15 protein-coding genes are annotated in these 14,627 nt (G+C 63.9%); 9 read left to right on the top strand and 6 right to left on the bottom strand.

Annotated features, from left to right (window positions below):
• Positions 1–89 precede the first annotated feature (89 nt).
• Positions 90–656: a VWA domain-containing protein gene (locus tag ACF8MI_RS25690; RefSeq protein ID WP_200929396.1), complete on the top strand. Its 567-nt coding sequence runs from the start codon at positions 90–92 to the stop codon at positions 654–656.
• Positions 657–762: 106 nt separating this feature from the next.
• Here the strand turns inward: ACF8MI_RS25690 and ACF8MI_RS25685 are convergent, their stop codons facing one another.
• On the bottom strand, positions 763–1,029 hold the full coding sequence (locus tag ACF8MI_RS25685) for a hypothetical protein (protein ID WP_013972506.1): 267 nt from the start codon (positions 1,027–1,029) through the stop codon (positions 763–765).
• A gap of 341 nt (positions 1,030–1,370) precedes the next feature.
• Here ACF8MI_RS25685 and ACF8MI_RS25680 point away from each other — a divergent pair, with 341 nt between their 5' ends.
• Positions 1,371–2,696 carry a sigma-54 dependent transcriptional regulator gene (locus ACF8MI_RS25680; protein WP_200929395.1) on the top strand — a complete coding sequence of 442 codons (1,326 nt, stop codon included), beginning with the start codon at positions 1,371–1,373 and terminating at the stop codon, positions 2,694–2,696.
• Positions 2,697–2,842: 146 nt separating this feature from the next.
• Here the strand turns inward: ACF8MI_RS25680 and ACF8MI_RS25675 are convergent, their stop codons facing one another.
• On the bottom strand, positions 2,843–4,843 hold the full coding sequence (locus tag ACF8MI_RS25675; RefSeq protein ID WP_060496948.1) for a U32 family peptidase: 2,001 nt from the start codon (positions 4,841–4,843) through the stop codon (positions 2,843–2,845).
• Between the two features lie 123 nt (positions 4,844–4,966).
• Entirely contained in the window at positions 4,967–5,347 is a 381-nt protein-coding gene (locus tag ACF8MI_RS25670) for a RidA family protein (protein WP_003247927.1), read from the bottom strand.
• A gap of 137 nt (positions 5,348–5,484) precedes the next feature.
• Between ACF8MI_RS25670 and ACF8MI_RS25665 the strand changes: the two genes are divergently transcribed.
• Complete coding sequence (locus ACF8MI_RS25665) at positions 5,485–6,177, top strand: tRNA (adenine(22)-N(1))-methyltransferase TrmK (protein WP_060497131.1); 693 nt, start codon at positions 5,485–5,487, stop codon at positions 6,175–6,177.
• Position 6,178: 1 nt separating this feature from the next.
• Here the strand turns inward: ACF8MI_RS25665 and ACF8MI_RS25660 are convergent, their stop codons facing one another.
• Complete coding sequence (locus tag ACF8MI_RS25660; RefSeq protein WP_060496947.1) at positions 6,179–6,439, bottom strand: DUF2790 domain-containing protein; 261 nt, start codon at positions 6,437–6,439, stop codon at positions 6,179–6,181.
• 126 nt (positions 6,440–6,565) lie between these two features.
• Here ACF8MI_RS25660 and ACF8MI_RS25655 point away from each other — a divergent pair, with 126 nt between their 5' ends.
• Positions 6,566–7,498, top strand: coding sequence for a LysR family transcriptional regulator (locus ACF8MI_RS25655; RefSeq protein WP_060496946.1), 933 nt, complete (start codon positions 6,566–6,568; stop codon positions 7,496–7,498).
• Positions 7,499–7,637: 139 nt separating this feature from the next.
• On the opposite strand, the gene ACF8MI_RS25650 is transcribed toward ACF8MI_RS25655, so the two are convergent.
• Complete coding sequence (locus ACF8MI_RS25650; RefSeq protein WP_060496945.1) at positions 7,638–8,789, bottom strand: acyl-CoA dehydrogenase family protein; 1,152 nt, start codon at positions 8,787–8,789, stop codon at positions 7,638–7,640.
• Between the two features lie 16 nt (positions 8,790–8,805).
• A complete protein-coding gene (locus ACF8MI_RS25645) occupies positions 8,806–9,876 on the bottom strand; it encodes an enoyl-CoA hydratase/isomerase family protein (protein WP_060496944.1) in 1,071 nt (356 codons plus the stop codon).
• Positions 9,877–10,130: 254 nt separating this feature from the next.
• Here ACF8MI_RS25645 and mdcA point away from each other — a divergent pair, with 254 nt between their 5' ends.
• From mdcA to mdcE, 5 genes are read left to right on the top strand one after another with little or no spacing between them, the layout of a single operon-like run.
• Positions 10,131–11,792: a malonate decarboxylase subunit alpha gene (gene mdcA / locus ACF8MI_RS25640; RefSeq protein ID WP_104834636.1), complete on the top strand. Its 1,662-nt coding sequence runs from the start codon at positions 10,131–10,133 to the stop codon at positions 11,790–11,792.
• Entirely contained in the window at positions 11,792–12,697 is a 906-nt protein-coding gene (locus ACF8MI_RS25635; protein ID WP_060496942.1) for a triphosphoribosyl-dephospho-CoA synthase, read from the top strand. Before mdcA ends, ACF8MI_RS25635 begins: the two co-directional genes overlap by 1 nt.
• 1 nt (position 12,698) lies before the next feature.
• Positions 12,699–12,998: a malonate decarboxylase subunit delta gene (locus ACF8MI_RS25630; RefSeq protein WP_060496941.1), complete on the top strand. Its 300-nt coding sequence runs from the start codon at positions 12,699–12,701 to the stop codon at positions 12,996–12,998.
• On the top strand, positions 12,991–13,839 hold the full coding sequence (locus ACF8MI_RS25625; protein ID WP_060496940.1) for a biotin-independent malonate decarboxylase subunit beta: 849 nt from the start codon (positions 12,991–12,993) through the stop codon (positions 13,837–13,839). The genes ACF8MI_RS25630 and ACF8MI_RS25625 overlap by 8 nt, the downstream gene beginning before the upstream one ends.
• Positions 13,836–14,627 (top strand): biotin-independent malonate decarboxylase subunit gamma, encoded by a 792-nt coding sequence (gene mdcE, locus ACF8MI_RS25620; protein ID WP_104834637.1) that lies wholly within the window; start codon positions 13,836–13,838, stop codon positions 14,625–14,627. Before ACF8MI_RS25625 ends, mdcE begins: the two co-directional genes overlap by 4 nt.

The raw sequence follows: 14,627 nt of genomic DNA, 5'->3' as shown, positions 1-14,627 counted from the left end.
CACCTGCCAAAGGGGCGGATGCCAGACCAGGCGCGGGCAAGCAGGCCGGGGCCAGCCGTGGCCGGGCCCGCAGTGCTGCGGCCGGGCGGGTGGCTTGGCTGCCGACCTTGCTCAAAGGGCGACCACGGCTGCGCCAGGACCTATGCTGGCAACAGCGCCAGGCCAAACCCGTAGAGCTGTGGCTGGTGATTGTCGATGCCTCGGCCTCGACCCGTCGCCATCAGGCACTGGCGCAGACCAAAGGGCTGCTGGCAGCCCTGTTCGACCAGGCCTATCGCCAGCGCGCCCGGCTGGCCCTGCTGACCGCCAGCGGACGCACGCCACAATGGCAGCGCCACGGCCTGAAGGCCTCGGCGGCCTTGCAGCCTTGGCTACAAGCCTTGGGTGCCGGTGGCGGCACGCCGCTGATCGCCGCCCTGGAACAGGCACGGCATTGGCTACAGGCACGGCAACGTGCCCATCCGGATGAAGCGGTGCGTTGCCTGGTGTTTACCGACGGTCGCCTGCAGCTCGGGAGCGCTGTACAGCCCATGCCCTGTCCAACATTATTGGTGGATATGGAACTTTCACCCGTTCGCCTTGGGCGGGCACAGTGCCTGGCCGAGCAATTGCAGGCTTATTACCAGCACTTGCAGCAATTCAAAGTCTTGGACTGAATGGTATTGGCGCGACACTATGTCGCAATGGAGAAAGTTGCCAGAACAGCAACTTTGCATTCGAACAAGTGCGTGGCGTTGCACGCACTTGGTTTGCCGGGCACTCTTACTTCGGCATCGACCATGGTTGCAGGTCATAGCCTTTTTCGCACAGTTCGGCGCGCACTTCCTCGATCAGGCTGGCCCACTGGGCCGGGTCTGAATAGATGCGCGAAGACACTTGTTTGCTGCCGATGCGGGTGCTGGTCCGGTCGATCACTGCCAGGCTCAGTTCACCAGTACCGTTGGGTGCATCCCAGGCTACGCACTGGAAAGGTTCGAAGGCGTGGTCGGCAATCAGCAGTGCTTCGTTGACACGGAGCGGGGCGTTCATGGTTCGGTCTCTCTATGGTCCCAAACAGCGAAGTTAAGTCCGCGTTGCTTCAAAGTCGCCTCAATCATCGCGAAGCGCAGCGCGGGGTTATGTGTACTGATGCTCGTTGTCCGGGGGCAAGTCACACAATGGATGTAAAATTTTTTGTCAGGGTCGATCCGTTCTTGCCTGCGCCGCCATGTGATGTCGATTAAACGCGAAAATTCCCGTGATGCTTTGTAAAAAAATGCGTCGACAGACAGACGGTACTGGGAACCGTCAACTTCGTTGCTACTGTTAAACGGGCGCCACAACTTACTGTTTTACTTCATAAAACCAAAAACTGGCGCCAAGGATTGGTCATGCAACAGCTTGCCGCCCAACGCCGTTTGCTTATCGTCGACCCCTGTGACGACTGCCATCGATTGTTACCTGGCCTGCGCAGCGCTGGCTGGGATGTGGACAGCTGCGTGCTCGGCGGGGCGCTGGACCATCCTTGTGATGTAGGCCTGTTGCGCTTGCAGGCTTCGCACCTCAGGCACCCTGATGCGGTCAAGGACATGATCAAACGCAGCAATACCGAATGGATTGCCGTGCTCAGTGCCGAACAACTGCGCATGCCGGCCGTCGGCGATTTTGTCTGCGAATGGTTCTTCGACTTCCACACCCTGCCATTCGACGTCTCCCGCGTGCAGGTCACCCTTGGCCGGGCGTTCGGCATGGCACGCCTGCGTGGCAAAGGGGCGGTGAAGGTGGATGAAGCCACCCACGAGCTGCTCGGCGAAAGCCGGCCGATCCGTGAGCTACGCAAATTGCTGGGCAAACTGGCGCCCACCGAGTCGCCGGTGCTGATCCGAGGTGAGAGCGGTACCGGCAAGGAGCTGGTGGCGCGCACCCTGCACCGCCAGTCGCAACGCAGCGAGCAGCCCTTCGTTGCCATCAACTGCGGGGCTATTCCCGAGCACCTGATCCAGTCCGAACTGTTCGGCCATGAGAAGGGCGCCTTCACCGGTGCGCACCAGCGTAAGTCCGGGCGCATCGAAGCGGCCCATGGGGGCACGTTGTTTCTTGATGAAATCGGTGACTTGCCGCTGGAGTTGCAGGCCAACCTGCTACGTTTTCTGCAGGAAAAGCACATTGAGCGGGTGGGCGGTAGCCAGCCGATCCCGGTGGATGTGCGCGTGCTGGCGGCCACCCATGTGGACCTGGAACGGGCCATCGAGCAAGGGCGCTTTCGCGAAGACCTGTATTACCGCCTGAACGTGTTGCAGGTGGTGACCGCGCCGTTGCGCGACCGGCATGGCGACCTCTCGATGCTGGCCAGCCACTTTGCTCATTTCTACAGCCTGGAAACCGGGCGCCGGCCGCGCTCGTTCAGCGACCACGCCCTGGCGGCGATGGGCCGGCATGACTGGCCGGGCAATGTGCGCGAGCTGGCCAACCGCGTGCGCCGTGGCCTGGTGCTGGCCGAAGGGCGGCAGATCGAGGCGCAAGACCTGGGGCTGCAGCTGCTCGACCAAGAGCAACAGCCGCTGGGTACGTTGGAAGAGTACAAGCACCGGGCCGAACGCCAGGCACTGTGCGATGTGCTGAACAGGCACAGTGACAACCTGAGTGTGGCGGCCAAGGTGCTGGGGATTTCACGGCCGACGTTTTACCGGCTGCTGCACAAGCATCAGATTCGCTGACTGACGCCAAGGCCTTTGTTGAATGGCACCGGCTGCGCCAGTGTTCGCGGGTGAACCCACTCCTACAGGGATTTTCACCGCTTCGAATGCTGTGATTTCCCTGTGGGAGCGGCTTTAGCCGCGAAGAGGCCCGTACAGATCGAAGATCAATGCGGCCCGCGCGGGATGGTTTTCAGCAGGTCTTCCGGGCTGATGTGCCCCACTACCTGGGCCACCGCGCTGCCTGGGGTAGGCAGGTCGATGATGTGGCTCTTCATCTTGCCGATCACATGCATTTCGCACGGTTTGCAGTCGAACTTCAGGGTCAGCACTTCGTCACCCTGAATCAGTTGCATCGGCGCCACCTTGGTGCGCACGCCGGTCACGCCCTTGGCCTGCTTGGGGCACAGGTTGAAGGAGAAGCGCAGGCAATGCTTGGTGATCATCACCGGCACTTCGCCGTGCTCTTCGTGGGCCTCGTAGGCCGCGTCGATCAGTTGCACGCCGTGGCGGTGGTAGAAGTCGCGGGCTTTCTGGTTGTACACGTTGGCCAGGAACGACAGGTGCGACTCGGGGTACACCGGTGGCGGCGTGGTCTCGGCCTTGCGCCCGCCACGCGGGTGCGCCTTGATGCGTGCTTCGGTCAGTGCTTCGATGGCTTCGCGGCGCAGGGCCTTGAGCTGCGAGTTGGGGATGAAGTACGCCTGCGGGGCGTCCAGCTGGATGCTGTCGGCGTGGTACATCGTGGTGCCCAGCTGGCCGAGCAGGTCATGCAACTGGTCCAGCGCCTGCTGCGGTTTGTTGGCCGCGCCGAACGGGCCATCCAAAGCCACCTGCACGCTCACGCCTTCTTCGCTGCTCAGGGTCAGCATCAGGCGCTGCTCGCGCAGTACCGCGTGCCACTCCACGCCGACCCGGCGCTCGGACGAGGTGCGTTGCAGGGCCTGCTGCCAGTTGTGGTCGAGGTTGCGCGATAGCGGGTGGTTGGGCCGCAGCTTGTAGAGGCCCTCGGGCATTTCGTTGGGCTCGACACGGTAGCGGTAGCGCGTGTGGCCGTCTTCCACGAACTCGCCGCGCGGCTCGGCGATATTGGCACGGAAGCCCACCACTTCGCGCTTGACCAGCACGTTGAGGCCGTCGCCGTTGGTCAGCGGTACGTCGGTAACCACTTGCATATCGCGCTTACCCACCTTTTCCACCACGCCCACCGGCAGGCCGGTGAAGGTTGGCGAGTCGAAGGCGCCGATATCGACTTTGCGGTCGGTGACGAAGTAGTCGGTACTGCCACGGTGGAAGGTCTTGTCCGGGTCGGGCAGAAAGAAGTGCTCGGTGCGGCCGCTGGAGGCACGGGCATAGGCCGGGCGGCCTTCGAGGATGGCGTCGAGCTCTTTGCGGTAGTGGGCCGTGATGTTCTTCACATAACCCATGTCCTTGTAGCGGCCCTCGATCTTGAACGAGCGCACGCCGGCATCGACCAGGTCGGCCAGGTTGGCGGTCTGGTTGTTGTCCTTCATCGACAGCAGGTGCTTCTCGAACGCCACCACGCGGCCCTGGTCATCTTTCAGGGTGTACGGCAGGCGGCAGGCCTGCGAGCAATCGCCACGGTTGGCACTGCGGCCGGTTTGCGCGTGGGAAATGTTGCACTGGCCGGAGAAGGCCACACACAGCGCGCCGTGGATGAAGAATTCGATGGCGGCGTCGGTTTCGGCGGCAATGGCGCGGATTTGCTGCAGGTTCAGCTCACGGGCCAGTACCAGTTGCGAGAAACCGGCCTGGTCGAGGAACTTGGCCCGCTCCAGGGTACGGATGTCGGTCTGCGTACTGGCGTGCAGCTCGATCGGCGGGATGTCCAGCTCCATCACCCCCAGGTCCTGCACGATCAGTGCGTCGACACCGGCGTCGTACAGCTGGTGGATCAGCTTGCGCGCCGGCTCCAGCTCGTTGTCGTGGAGGATGGTGTTGATGGTGGTGAACACGCGTGCGTGGTAGCGACGGGCGAACTCGACCAATTCGGCGATATCGCTGACTTCGTTGCAGGCGTTATGGCGCGCGCCAAAGCTCGGGCCGCCGATATAGATGGCATCAGCGCCGTGCAGGATCGCTTCACGGGCGATGGCCACGTCACGGGCAGGGCTGAGCAGTTCCAGGTGATTCTTTGGAAGGGACATGTCGTTATATTTTCGGGCTGTCACGGTTTAGGCGGGCATTGTAGCGGCGAAACGGGCTGGCGGCATCATCGGGGTGCCGGGAGGTGCAAGGTGGGAGCGCAGGCGGCTCCCACAAAGAGCAGGTCAGCGTTTGGCGGCCATTGCGGTCACTTCAACGCGCATACCTTCGAACGCCAGGGAGGCCACACCCACGGCGGCCCGCACCGGCCAGGGCTTGCTGAAGAAGCGCTGATACACTTCGTTGAACGCGGCACGGTCGGCCATGTCGGTCAGGTAGATGGTCAGGTGCAGCACGCGGTCCATGCCGCTGCCAGCTTTCTCCAGCGCCACTTTCAGCGCCTGCAGGGTGCATTCGCTTTGTTCGACGATGCCGCCCAGTTCCAGGCTGCCATCGGCGTGGGTCGGGATCTGGGTGGTGACCAGCACGCCGTTGTATTCGGCGACGTCGGACGAAATCGACTCGGCGTCCGGGTCCGGGGTGTAGATGATGTCTGCGTTTGCCATGGTGTGTCTTGCCTTGCAACGGAAGGAAAGCGGCAAGCCTACGCGAGCGGGGCGAGCGGGTCGAGGGTGCCCAGGTGTTTGAAATGCGCGGCGTTCACCGTCAGAATCGCGCCCCATTGCAAAACCGGGGGTTTACGGTGAACGAACAGACTTTGTCCAGGCGCCTGGAGCGCGTGGCCGCCCATGTACCACAGGGCGCGCGCCTGGCCGACATTGGCTCGGACCACGGCTACCTGCCGGTGGCCTTGATGCTGCGGGGTGTGATCGAGGCCGGGGTAGCGGGGGAGGTGGCGCAGACACCGTTCGCCTCGGCCCAGCGTAATGTCCGCAGGAACGGCCTGGAAGGCTGCATCACCGTGCGCCTGGCCGATGGCCTGGCCGCAGTGGAGGCAGACGACCGTATTTCGGTGATCAGCATCTGCGGCATGGGGGGCGACACCATGTGCGACATTCTGCAGGCCGGCAAGCAGCGCCTTGCTGGCGTCATGCGCCTGGTGTTGCAGCCCAATGGTGCTGAGCGCGAGCTGCGCGAGTGGCTGGCGGGTAACGGTTACCGCATCGTCAACGAAGAACTGCTGCGGGAAAACCGCTTCGACTACGAAATCATCGTTGCCGAACCCGGCGAGGCTGCGTACACCGCTGAACAGCTGTACTTCGGCCCGGTGCTGTTGCAGGAGAAAAGCGAGGCGTTTCGGGTGAAGTGGCGGCGCATGCTGAAACAGAAGCAGCAAACCCTGGCCAACTTCGAACGTGCTCGCGATGCGGTGCCTCAGGTAAAGATCGACGACTTCAACCGGCAGGTGGGCTGGATCACCCAGGTGCTGGCCTGACTCACTGCTGCGAGCAGTTGCCCATTTCGCGGTAGTCCACTTCGCGTTTCTGGCCTTGATGGTCGACGTACACCATGTGCGCCGTGCCAACCTGGCAGTCGGCGGCATTGCTGGCCGGGGTAATGGAGATCACTTTGGCCACATCCAGCGGCATGCCGTACTCGTAATTGCTGCTCACAGGCTGGCTTTTGGCGGTATCGGCGAAGGCACCGAACGTGCTGAGGGCAGCGGCAAAGGCAATTACAGCGATCGAACGTTTCATGGCAGGCTCCTTGTGTTCAATGTATGGCTAATGATGTATTCATTGGTGATCCACAATAAATGGGCTAAGCCGTGATAGATTCCTGCCTGTAACGCAAGAATAAGACTGAACAAGGAGCACACTGTCATGGACATGCTGCATGCCATGCGTACCTTCGCCCGTGTGGTGGAATGCGGCAGCTTCGCTGCAGCCGCCAATGCCCTGGACATCTCTGCAGCGCAGGTTTCGCGCATTGTCGCCGAGCTGGAAAACCAGCTGCAGACCCGTCTGCTGCACCGCACCACCCGGCGCCTGCGCATGAGCGAGGCCGGTGAGCGGTTTCTGGAGCGGGCGCGGCAGATCATGCTGCTGACCGAAGAAGCGGTGGGTGAGGCGCGTGGCGCGCACCTCACGCCTCGTGGCCACCTGCGTTTACATTGCCCGCACGGGCTGGGCCTGCTGTTGATGCCGCTGGTGGCGGGCTACAACGCGTTGTGCCCGGAAGTGGTCATCGAACTGACCCTGTCTCAACGCAACCCCGACCCGTTGGCCGAAGGGCACGATGTGGTGATTACCGTGGACGGTGCGCTGCCGGACTCACAGCTGATTGCTGTGCCGCTTGGCAATATTTTCAGTATCCCCTGCGCAGCACCCAGCTATCTGGAGCGGCATGGCGTGCCTGAACGCCCCGAGGACCTGCATGCGCATCGTTGCCTGCGCATGGCTTATCCCATGTATGAAGGCGACTGGGTATTCCCCCAGGGTGTGGATCAGTGCGTGATCGCACCGCGTGACAATTTTTCCACCAACGTGGCCGATGCCATGCTGGTGGCCAGTGAGCTGGGCATGGGGATCGGCCTGTTGCCGTTCTATACTGCCAGCCAGGCCATCGAGCAGGGGCGCTTGTGCCGGCTGCTGGCGCCGTACCGCCTGCGCGAAAGTGCGCTGTACGCGATGTACCCGTCACGGCATTACCTGGATGCCAAGGTGCGGACCTGGATCGACTACCTCAAGGAGCAACTGCCGGCGCTGTTCGAGGGGCATGCGCAGGTGGTTGATGATGCGCGGTATTGGCGCTAGGCGACTGACGCTTTCTCAAGCCACTCGCCAATCCTGTGGGAGCGGGCGTGCCCGCGAACACCGGCGAAGGCGGTGCCATCCACCGCATCGCCTGATTCGCGGGCACGCCCGCTCCCACAAAGGGCCTGTTGCAGTTCAATTACAGGGGATAGTGCTTCAACTCCCGCGCAATCAGCATGCGCTGAATCTCGCTCGACCCTTCATAAATCTGCGTAATCCGCGCATCCCGGTAGTACCGCTCCACCGGGTAGTCCTCCAGGTAGCCATACCCGCCATGCACCTGGATCGCCATCGAGCAGACCCGCTCGGCCATTTCCGAAGCGAACAGCTTGGCCTGTGACGCCTCCGACAGGCACGGCTTGCCGGCGCTGCGCAGGCGGGCGGCATGCAGGATCAGCAACCGTGCGGCATTCACTTGCACCTGCATGTCGGCCAGCAGGTTGGCGATGCTCTGGTGCTCGTTGATCGGCTTGCCGAACTGCACGCGGTCACGTGAGTACACCAGTGCCGCCTCGAACGCGGCCCGGGCGATGCCCAAGGCCTGGGCGGCGATACCGATACGGCCACCCTCCAGGTTGGACAGGGCGATGGCCAGGCCCTTGCCACGCTCGCCGAGGATATTGGCGGCAGGAATGCGGCAGTTGTCGAAGGTAACTGCGCAGGTATCCGAGGCTCGGATGCCCATCTTGTGCTCGCTGCGGTCAACCTTGAACCCCGGGTTGTCGGTGGGCACCAGGAACGCCGACAAACCTTTCTTGCCCAGCTCTGGGTCGGTAACCGCGAAGACGATGGCCAGGCCGGCGCGGCGGGCATTGCTGACGAACTGTTTGGCGCCATTGATGACCCACTCGCCATCGACCCGCTCGGCGCGGGTGCGCAGGTTGTGCGCCTCGGAACCTGCTTGCGGTTCGGTCAGGCAGAAGCAGCCGATCACTTCACCACTGGCCAGGCGCGGCAGCCATTGCTGTTGCTGGTCGGCAGTACCGTAAGCCAGCAACGGGCCGCAGCCTACCGAGTTGTGAATGCTCATCATCGCCCCGGTGGCGCCGCAGCCCGCGGCAATTTCTTCCACGGCCAGGGCGTAGGCCACGTAGTCGGTGTAACTGCCGCCGAAGTCCTCTGGCACCACCATGCCCAGCAGGCCCAGTTCGCCCATTTTGCGTACCACGCCATCATCGATCCAGCCAGCCTTTTCCCAGGCCTGGGCATGCGGGGCGATTTCGCCACGGGCAAAGTCCCGGGCCATGTCGCGGATCATGATTTGTTCTTCGCTCAGTTCCAGGTCTTGCATCTGTGTACTCCCGGGCTCACAGGCCTTCGAAGAATTGGTCGACCCGCTGTTGCTGCAGCGCGGCCAGGGTCGGCGGGTTCCAGCGGGGCTGCTTGTCTTTGTCGATGATCAGCGCGCGCACGCCTTCGATGATGTCGCCGTGCCGGAACCACTGGCGGTCCAGGTGCAGTTCCATGGCGAAGCAGTCGTCCAGGCCCAGGTAGCGGCCACGGCGCAACATCTCCAGCGTAACCGCCATGGCCAGCGGCGAGCGGCTTTCCAGCTGGTCGGCAGTGGCGACGGCCCAGGCATGGCTGTCGCCGATGCTGACGGCACGCAGCTGCTCGACAATGGCCTGCACGGTAGGCAGGGCGAAGAAGTGGTCGATGGCCGGGCGCAGTTTTTCCAGTGGCGCATCGTCCAGCACCTGCGTGCCGAGCCTGGCCAGCAGGTTCTGCAGGTCTTTGAGCGGGTTGTCGCCAAAGCTCAACTGGTCGAGGCCTTGGTCAAGGGCGGCGAGTTGGTCGCTGGCCAGGTACCAGTCGGCCAGGCCGCAGTACAACGCGTCGGCCGCCTGGATTTGTGCGCCGCTGACGCCCAGGTAGATGCCCAGCTCGCCAGGGATGCGCGACAGGAAGTAGCTGCCACCTACATCCGGGAAATAACCGATGCCGACTTCGGGCATGCCGAGGCGGCTTCGCTCGGTAACCACGCGCAGGTCACAGCCCTGGGCCAGGCCCATGCCGCCACCCAGGGTAAAGCCGTCCATCAGCACCAGCACCGGCTTGCGGTAGCGGTGGATGACCAGGTCGAGGGCGTATTCTTCGACGAAAAAGGTTTCATGCAGCATGTCGCCAGCTTTGAAGCTGTCGTGCAGCGAGCGGATGTCGCCCCCGGCACAGAATCCCTTTGGGCCTTCGCCGCGCAGTACCACCGCGCGCACGCGCGGGTCTTCTGCCCACTGGTCCAGATGCTGGCGCAGGCTACGGACCATATCCAGGGTCAGGGCATTGAGGCCAGCGGGTCGGTTCAGGGTCAGGTGGCCGATCTGGTTGCGGACCTCGGCCAGTACATGCTCGGTTACCGAGGCTTGAGCGTGCGCAGTCATTGCGTTCTCCCTGCTTTGTTATTGATTTTCCAAGTGAAGTCTGGAGTTCGCTGGAGGATCGCAGGATCCTGTCATGCGAATTTGCCTTGCACAATCGACAATTATGCAGGGGTATCGTGCATTTTTGCCGTTGGCCAGTCGCGCAGCCCGGCAAATCATTAATCTGAGCGTAAAGAACCCACCGGTAGCTTGATTGATCCGTCAGGCAGCACAGCCCTAAGTTGACCCCACGACAGCGAACCCGTGGAGTCACCATGACAATAACGCAGAATCCACCGCCGCAATGGTCGCGGCGGCGTGCCGAAAAGCAGCGCCGCCTTGATCGGGTACGCCACCTCGCCGACGGCGTGGTGCTGCCCACCGAACGTATGGTCGAAGCCCTGGAACTGTTGCTGGCCCCCGGCGACCGGGTGGTGCTGGAAGGCAACAACCAGAAGCAGGCGGACTTCCTCTCACGCTCGCTGGCCAAGGTCGACCCCGGGCGCCTGCACGACCTGCACATGATCATGCCGAGCGTTAGCCGTGCCGAGCACCTGGACCTGTTCGAACGCGGTATCGCCCGCAAGCTCGACTTTTCCTTTGCCGGCCCGCAGAGCCTGCGCATCGGCCAACTGCTGGAAGATGGCCTGCTCGAAGTCGGCGCCATCCACACCTACATCGAGCTTTACTCGCGGCTGCTGGTCGACCTGATTCCCAATGTTACCCTGGTGGCCGGCTTCATGGCCGACCGCGACGGTAACCTGTACACCGGCGCCAGCACCGAAGACACGCCGGCACTGGTAGAGCCGGCCGCCTTCAGCGACGGCATCGTCATTGCCCAGGTCAACCAACTGGTGGACCGGGTGGACGACCTGCCACGGGTGGACATCCCGGCCTCCTGGGTCGATTTCGTGGTGGTCGCCGACCAGCCCTTCTACATAGAGCCGCTGTTCACCCGCGACCCGCGCCATATCAAGCCGGTGCATGTGCTGATGGCGATGATGGCCATTCGTGGCATTTATGAAAAACACCAGGTGCAGTCGCTGAACCATGGCATTGGCTTCAACACCGCCGCCATCGAACTGATCCTGCCCACCTATGGCGAGTCCCTGGGGCTGAAGGGCAGGATCTGCCGCAACTGGACGCTCAACCCGCACCCAACCTTGATTCCGGCTATCGAGACCGGCTGGGTGCAAAGCGTGCATTGCTTCGGCACCGAGCTGGGCATGGAGGGCTACATCGCCCAGCGCCCGGACGTGTTCTTCACCGGGCGGGATGGCTCGATGCGTTCCAACCGCATGATGTGCCAGCTGGCGGGGCAGTACGCGGTCGACCTGTTCATCGGCGCCACGTTGCAGGTGGATGGCGATGGCCATTCCTCCACCGTCACCCGCGGCCGCCTGGCCGGTTTTGGCGGTGCACCGAACATGGGCCACGACCCGCGCGGCCGACGCCACGCCACCCCGGCCTGGCTCGACATGACGGTGCCGGACACCATGCTCGAACGCGGCCGCAAGCTGGTGGTGCAAATGGTCGAGACCTATCAGGAAGGCGGCAAGCCCACCTTCGTGGAAACCCTCGATGCCGTGGAAGTGGCCAAGAAAGCCGGTATGCCGTTGGCACCGGTAATGATCTATGGCGACGACGTCACCCACTTGCTGACCGAGGAGGGCATTGCCTACCTGTACAAGGCCCGCAGCCTGGAAGAACGCCAGCGGATGATTGCCGCCGTGGCCGGGGTCACCGCCATCGGCCTGCGGCATGACCTGAAAGACACCTTGCGCATGCGCCAACAGGGCCTGATCGCCTTGCCCGAAGACCTCGGCATCCGCCGCACCGACGCCAGCCGCGAACTGCTGGCCGCGCGCAGCATCGCCGACCTGGTCGAGTGGTCCGGCGGCCTCTACAACCCGCCTGCACGGTTCAGGAGCTGGTGATGAACGCACACAACCTGATTCTCGAAACTATCGCTGTCTCTGTGGAAGCGGGCTTGCCCGCGAAGAGGCCCGCTCAGGCAACCGAAATCCCAATGGCAGATCACCTGGCCGACCTGGCCGTAGAAGCCCTGATCGACGAAGCCGACCTGTCCCCCAAACCCGGCCTGGTCGACCGCCGCAGCAACGGCACCCACCCCGACATGTCGCTGGCCCTGATGCACGCCTCGGCGCTGTCACTGTGGCCCTGCCTGCGGCAAATGGCCGAAGCTGCCCAAACCTTCGGCGAAATCAGCCAACCCCTGCGCGCCTCGCTCGGCCAGCTCGGCCGCGAAGGCGAGGCTGCCATGCTCGCCACCACTGGCGGGGTAAACACCCACCGCGGCGCCATCTGGGCACTGGGCCTGCTGGTAGCGGCCACAGCCCTTGATACCCAGGCCGACGCCAGCACCCTGGCCGCCCGCGCCGGGCGCCTCGCCTTGCTGGACGACCCGGTCTTGGTCCCGCAAGACAGCCATGGCCAGCAGGTCCGCCGCCGCTACGGCGCCGGCGGCGCCCGTGAGCAGGCGCAACAAGGCTTCCCCGCCGTCATCGGCCACGGCCTGCCACAACTGCAACGCAGCCGCGCCGCCGGTGCCAGCGAGCAACATGCCCGGCTTGACGCGCTGCTGGCGATCATGGCCGTGCTTAGCGACACCTGCGTGCTCTGGCGCAGCGGCCCAGCCGGCCTGGCCACCGTGCAGCAGGGCGCGCTGGCCGTACTGGCCGAAGGCGGCAGCGCTACCCTGGCCGGGCGCCGGCAACTGCGCCAGCTGGACCAGCACCTGCTGCACCTGAACGCCTCACCGGGCGGCGCCGCCGACTTGCTGGCCGCCTGCCTGTTCTTCGACAAAGCCGGGAGCCTGTGACATGGAAACCCTGAATTTTCAATTTCCCGCCGCCGAACCGGGGCGCGGTCGCACGCGGGTGGGCTGCGTCAGCTCTGGCGACCTGGAAGTACTGATCGAGCCTGGCACTGCCGGGAGCCTGAACATCCAGGTGGTCACCTCGGTCAACGGCAGTGCTGCCCGCTGGGCGCATCTGTTCCAGCACCTGTTCGAGGGCCGCGCCTGGCCGGCCGTGAACATCGATATCCATGACTTCGGCGCCACCCCTGGCGTGGTGCGCCTGCGCCTTGAGCAAGGCTTCGAGGAGATTGCCCATGACTGACACTGAACGCCTGCTGCAAAGCCGCAGCTTTGTCGAACTGGGCGCCCGCCAACGGGCGCGTGCCGTGCTCGACCCGGGCAGCTTCCGTGAATTGCTGGGGCCGTTCGATCGGCTGATGTCACCCTGGTTGCCGCGCCAGGGCATCGTGCCCCAGGCCGATGATGGGGTGGTGATCGCCAAGGGCCGGCTGAACGAGCGCCAAACGGTGGTAGCCGCCATCGAAGGCGGCTTCCAGGGCGGCAGCATGGGCGAGGTGGGCGGTGCCAAAATCGCCGGCGCATTGGAGCTGGCCATCGAAGATAACCGCAACGGCATCCCCACGTGCGCCGTGTTGCTGCTGGAAACGGGCGGGGTGCGCCTGCAAGAGGCCAACCTGGGCCTGGCAGCCATTGCCGAGATTCAGGCCGCTATTGTCGAACTGCGGGCCTGGCAACCTGTGATCGGCTTGATCGCAGGTTCGGTCGGCTGCTTTGGTGGTATGTCCATCGCCGCTGGCCTGTGCAGCCACCTGCTGGTTACCCGCGAAGCCCGCCTGGGCCTCAACGGCCCGCAGGTGATCGAGCAGGAAGCCGGCATCGGCGAGTACGACGCCAAGGACCGCCCCTTCATCTGGAGCCTGACCGGTGGCGAACAGCGCCATGCAAGCGGATTGGTGGACGGCTATGTGGCCGACGACACCGATGCGCTGCGCGAACGCTTGCTGCAACTGCTGGACGCACCTTCCACAGATCGCGCCAGCCAGCATGCCTGGTTCCTGGGCAGGCTGGCCCGGCTGGGCGATGACTGCCCGCAACTGGATGCCGCTGCCGTACGCGCCCTTTATCAAGGAGAAGCCCAATGAACCGTGCCATGAACTGGTTGCCGGGCCTGGCCGGCGGGCAAGCGTTGCCCGGTTACCCAGCGTCGTTGAGGGTGATCGATGGCGAACTGGACAACCGCCTGGCCCGCTTCATCGCCGTGGTGCCTGATGCTGAAAACCCATTCCCCCGCGCCCGCTCGGGCGAGGTCGGCCTGCTGGAAGGCTGGGGCCTGGCCAAGGCCGTGAGCGAGGTGGTGGCGGCTGACCGCAACGGGCAGAAGCGGGCTATTGTCGCGGTGATCGATGTACCCAGCCAGGCCTATGGCCGCCGTGAGGAGGCCTTGGGTATCCACCAGGCCTTGGCCGGTGCCGTGCAGGCCTATGCCCAGGCGCGGCTGGCCGGGCACCCGATAATCGGTTTGCTGGTTGGCAAGGCCATGTCCGGTGCCTTCCTGGCTCATGGCTATCAGGCCCAGCGCCTGATAGCTCTGGACGATGAAGGCGTGATGGTACATGCAATGGGCAAGGCGGCGGCGGCGCGGATTACCCTGCGCAGCGTCGAGCAACTGGAGACCCTGGCCGCCGAAGTGCCGCCCATGGCCTACGACCTGGATAGTTACGCCTCGCTGGGCCTGCTGTGGCGCCGCCTGACCGTGGACAACGCCGAGGCGCCGAGCAGCGCCGACATTGTGCAGGTGCGTGCCTGCCTGGCCGAAGCGGTACGCGATATTGGTAGCTCGACTGACCTGTCGTCGCGGCTAGCGGGGGAAAACCGCAGTGCTTCGCGCCAGGTGCGCGAACAGCTGCGCCGCCAGTGGCAGGGCGCTTGA

Origin of the sequence: Pseudomonas sp. yb_9, from assembly GCF_043103635.1 — a bacterium.
GTDB classification, from domain to species: Bacteria; Pseudomonadota; Gammaproteobacteria; order Pseudomonadales; family Pseudomonadaceae; genus Aquipseudomonas; species Aquipseudomonas monteilii.
This window is presented reverse-complemented; position numbering and strand designations above follow the sequence as displayed.

Coding starts and splice junctions, on each gene's coding strand:
- ACF8MI_RS25630 (WP_060496941.1), top strand. CDS start 12,699: ATGGAAACCCTGAATTTTCAATTTCCCGCCGCCGAACCGGGGCGCGGT.
- ACF8MI_RS25685 (WP_013972506.1), bottom strand. CDS start 1,029: ATGAACGCCCCGCTCCGTGTCAACGAAGCACTGCTGATTGCCGACCAC.
- ACF8MI_RS25625 (WP_060496940.1), top strand. CDS start 12,991: ATGACTGACACTGAACGCCTGCTGCAAAGCCGCAGCTTTGTCGAACTG.
- ACF8MI_RS25650 (WP_060496945.1), bottom strand. CDS start 8,789: ATGCAAGACCTGGAACTGAGCGAAGAACAAATCATGATCCGCGACATG.
- ACF8MI_RS25660 (WP_060496947.1), bottom strand. CDS start 6,439: ATGAAACGTTCGATCGCTGTAATTGCCTTTGCCGCTGCCCTCAGCACG.
- ACF8MI_RS25670 (WP_003247927.1), bottom strand. CDS start 5,347: ATGGCAAACGCAGACATCATCTACACCCCGGACCCGGACGCCGAGTCG.
- mdcE (WP_104834637.1), top strand. CDS start 13,836: ATGAACCGTGCCATGAACTGGTTGCCGGGCCTGGCCGGCGGGCAAGCG.
- ACF8MI_RS25680 (WP_200929395.1), top strand. CDS start 1,371: ATGCAACAGCTTGCCGCCCAACGCCGTTTGCTTATCGTCGACCCCTGT.
- ACF8MI_RS25675 (WP_060496948.1), bottom strand. CDS start 4,843: ATGTCCCTTCCAAAGAATCACCTGGAACTGCTCAGCCCTGCCCGTGAC.
- ACF8MI_RS25635 (WP_060496942.1), top strand. CDS start 11,792: ATGAACGCACACAACCTGATTCTCGAAACTATCGCTGTCTCTGTGGAA.
- ACF8MI_RS25655 (WP_060496946.1), top strand. CDS start 6,566: ATGGACATGCTGCATGCCATGCGTACCTTCGCCCGTGTGGTGGAATGC.
- mdcA (WP_104834636.1), top strand. CDS start 10,131: ATGACAATAACGCAGAATCCACCGCCGCAATGGTCGCGGCGGCGTGCC.
- ACF8MI_RS25645 (WP_060496944.1), bottom strand. CDS start 9,876: ATGACTGCGCACGCTCAAGCCTCGGTAACCGAGCATGTACTGGCCGAG.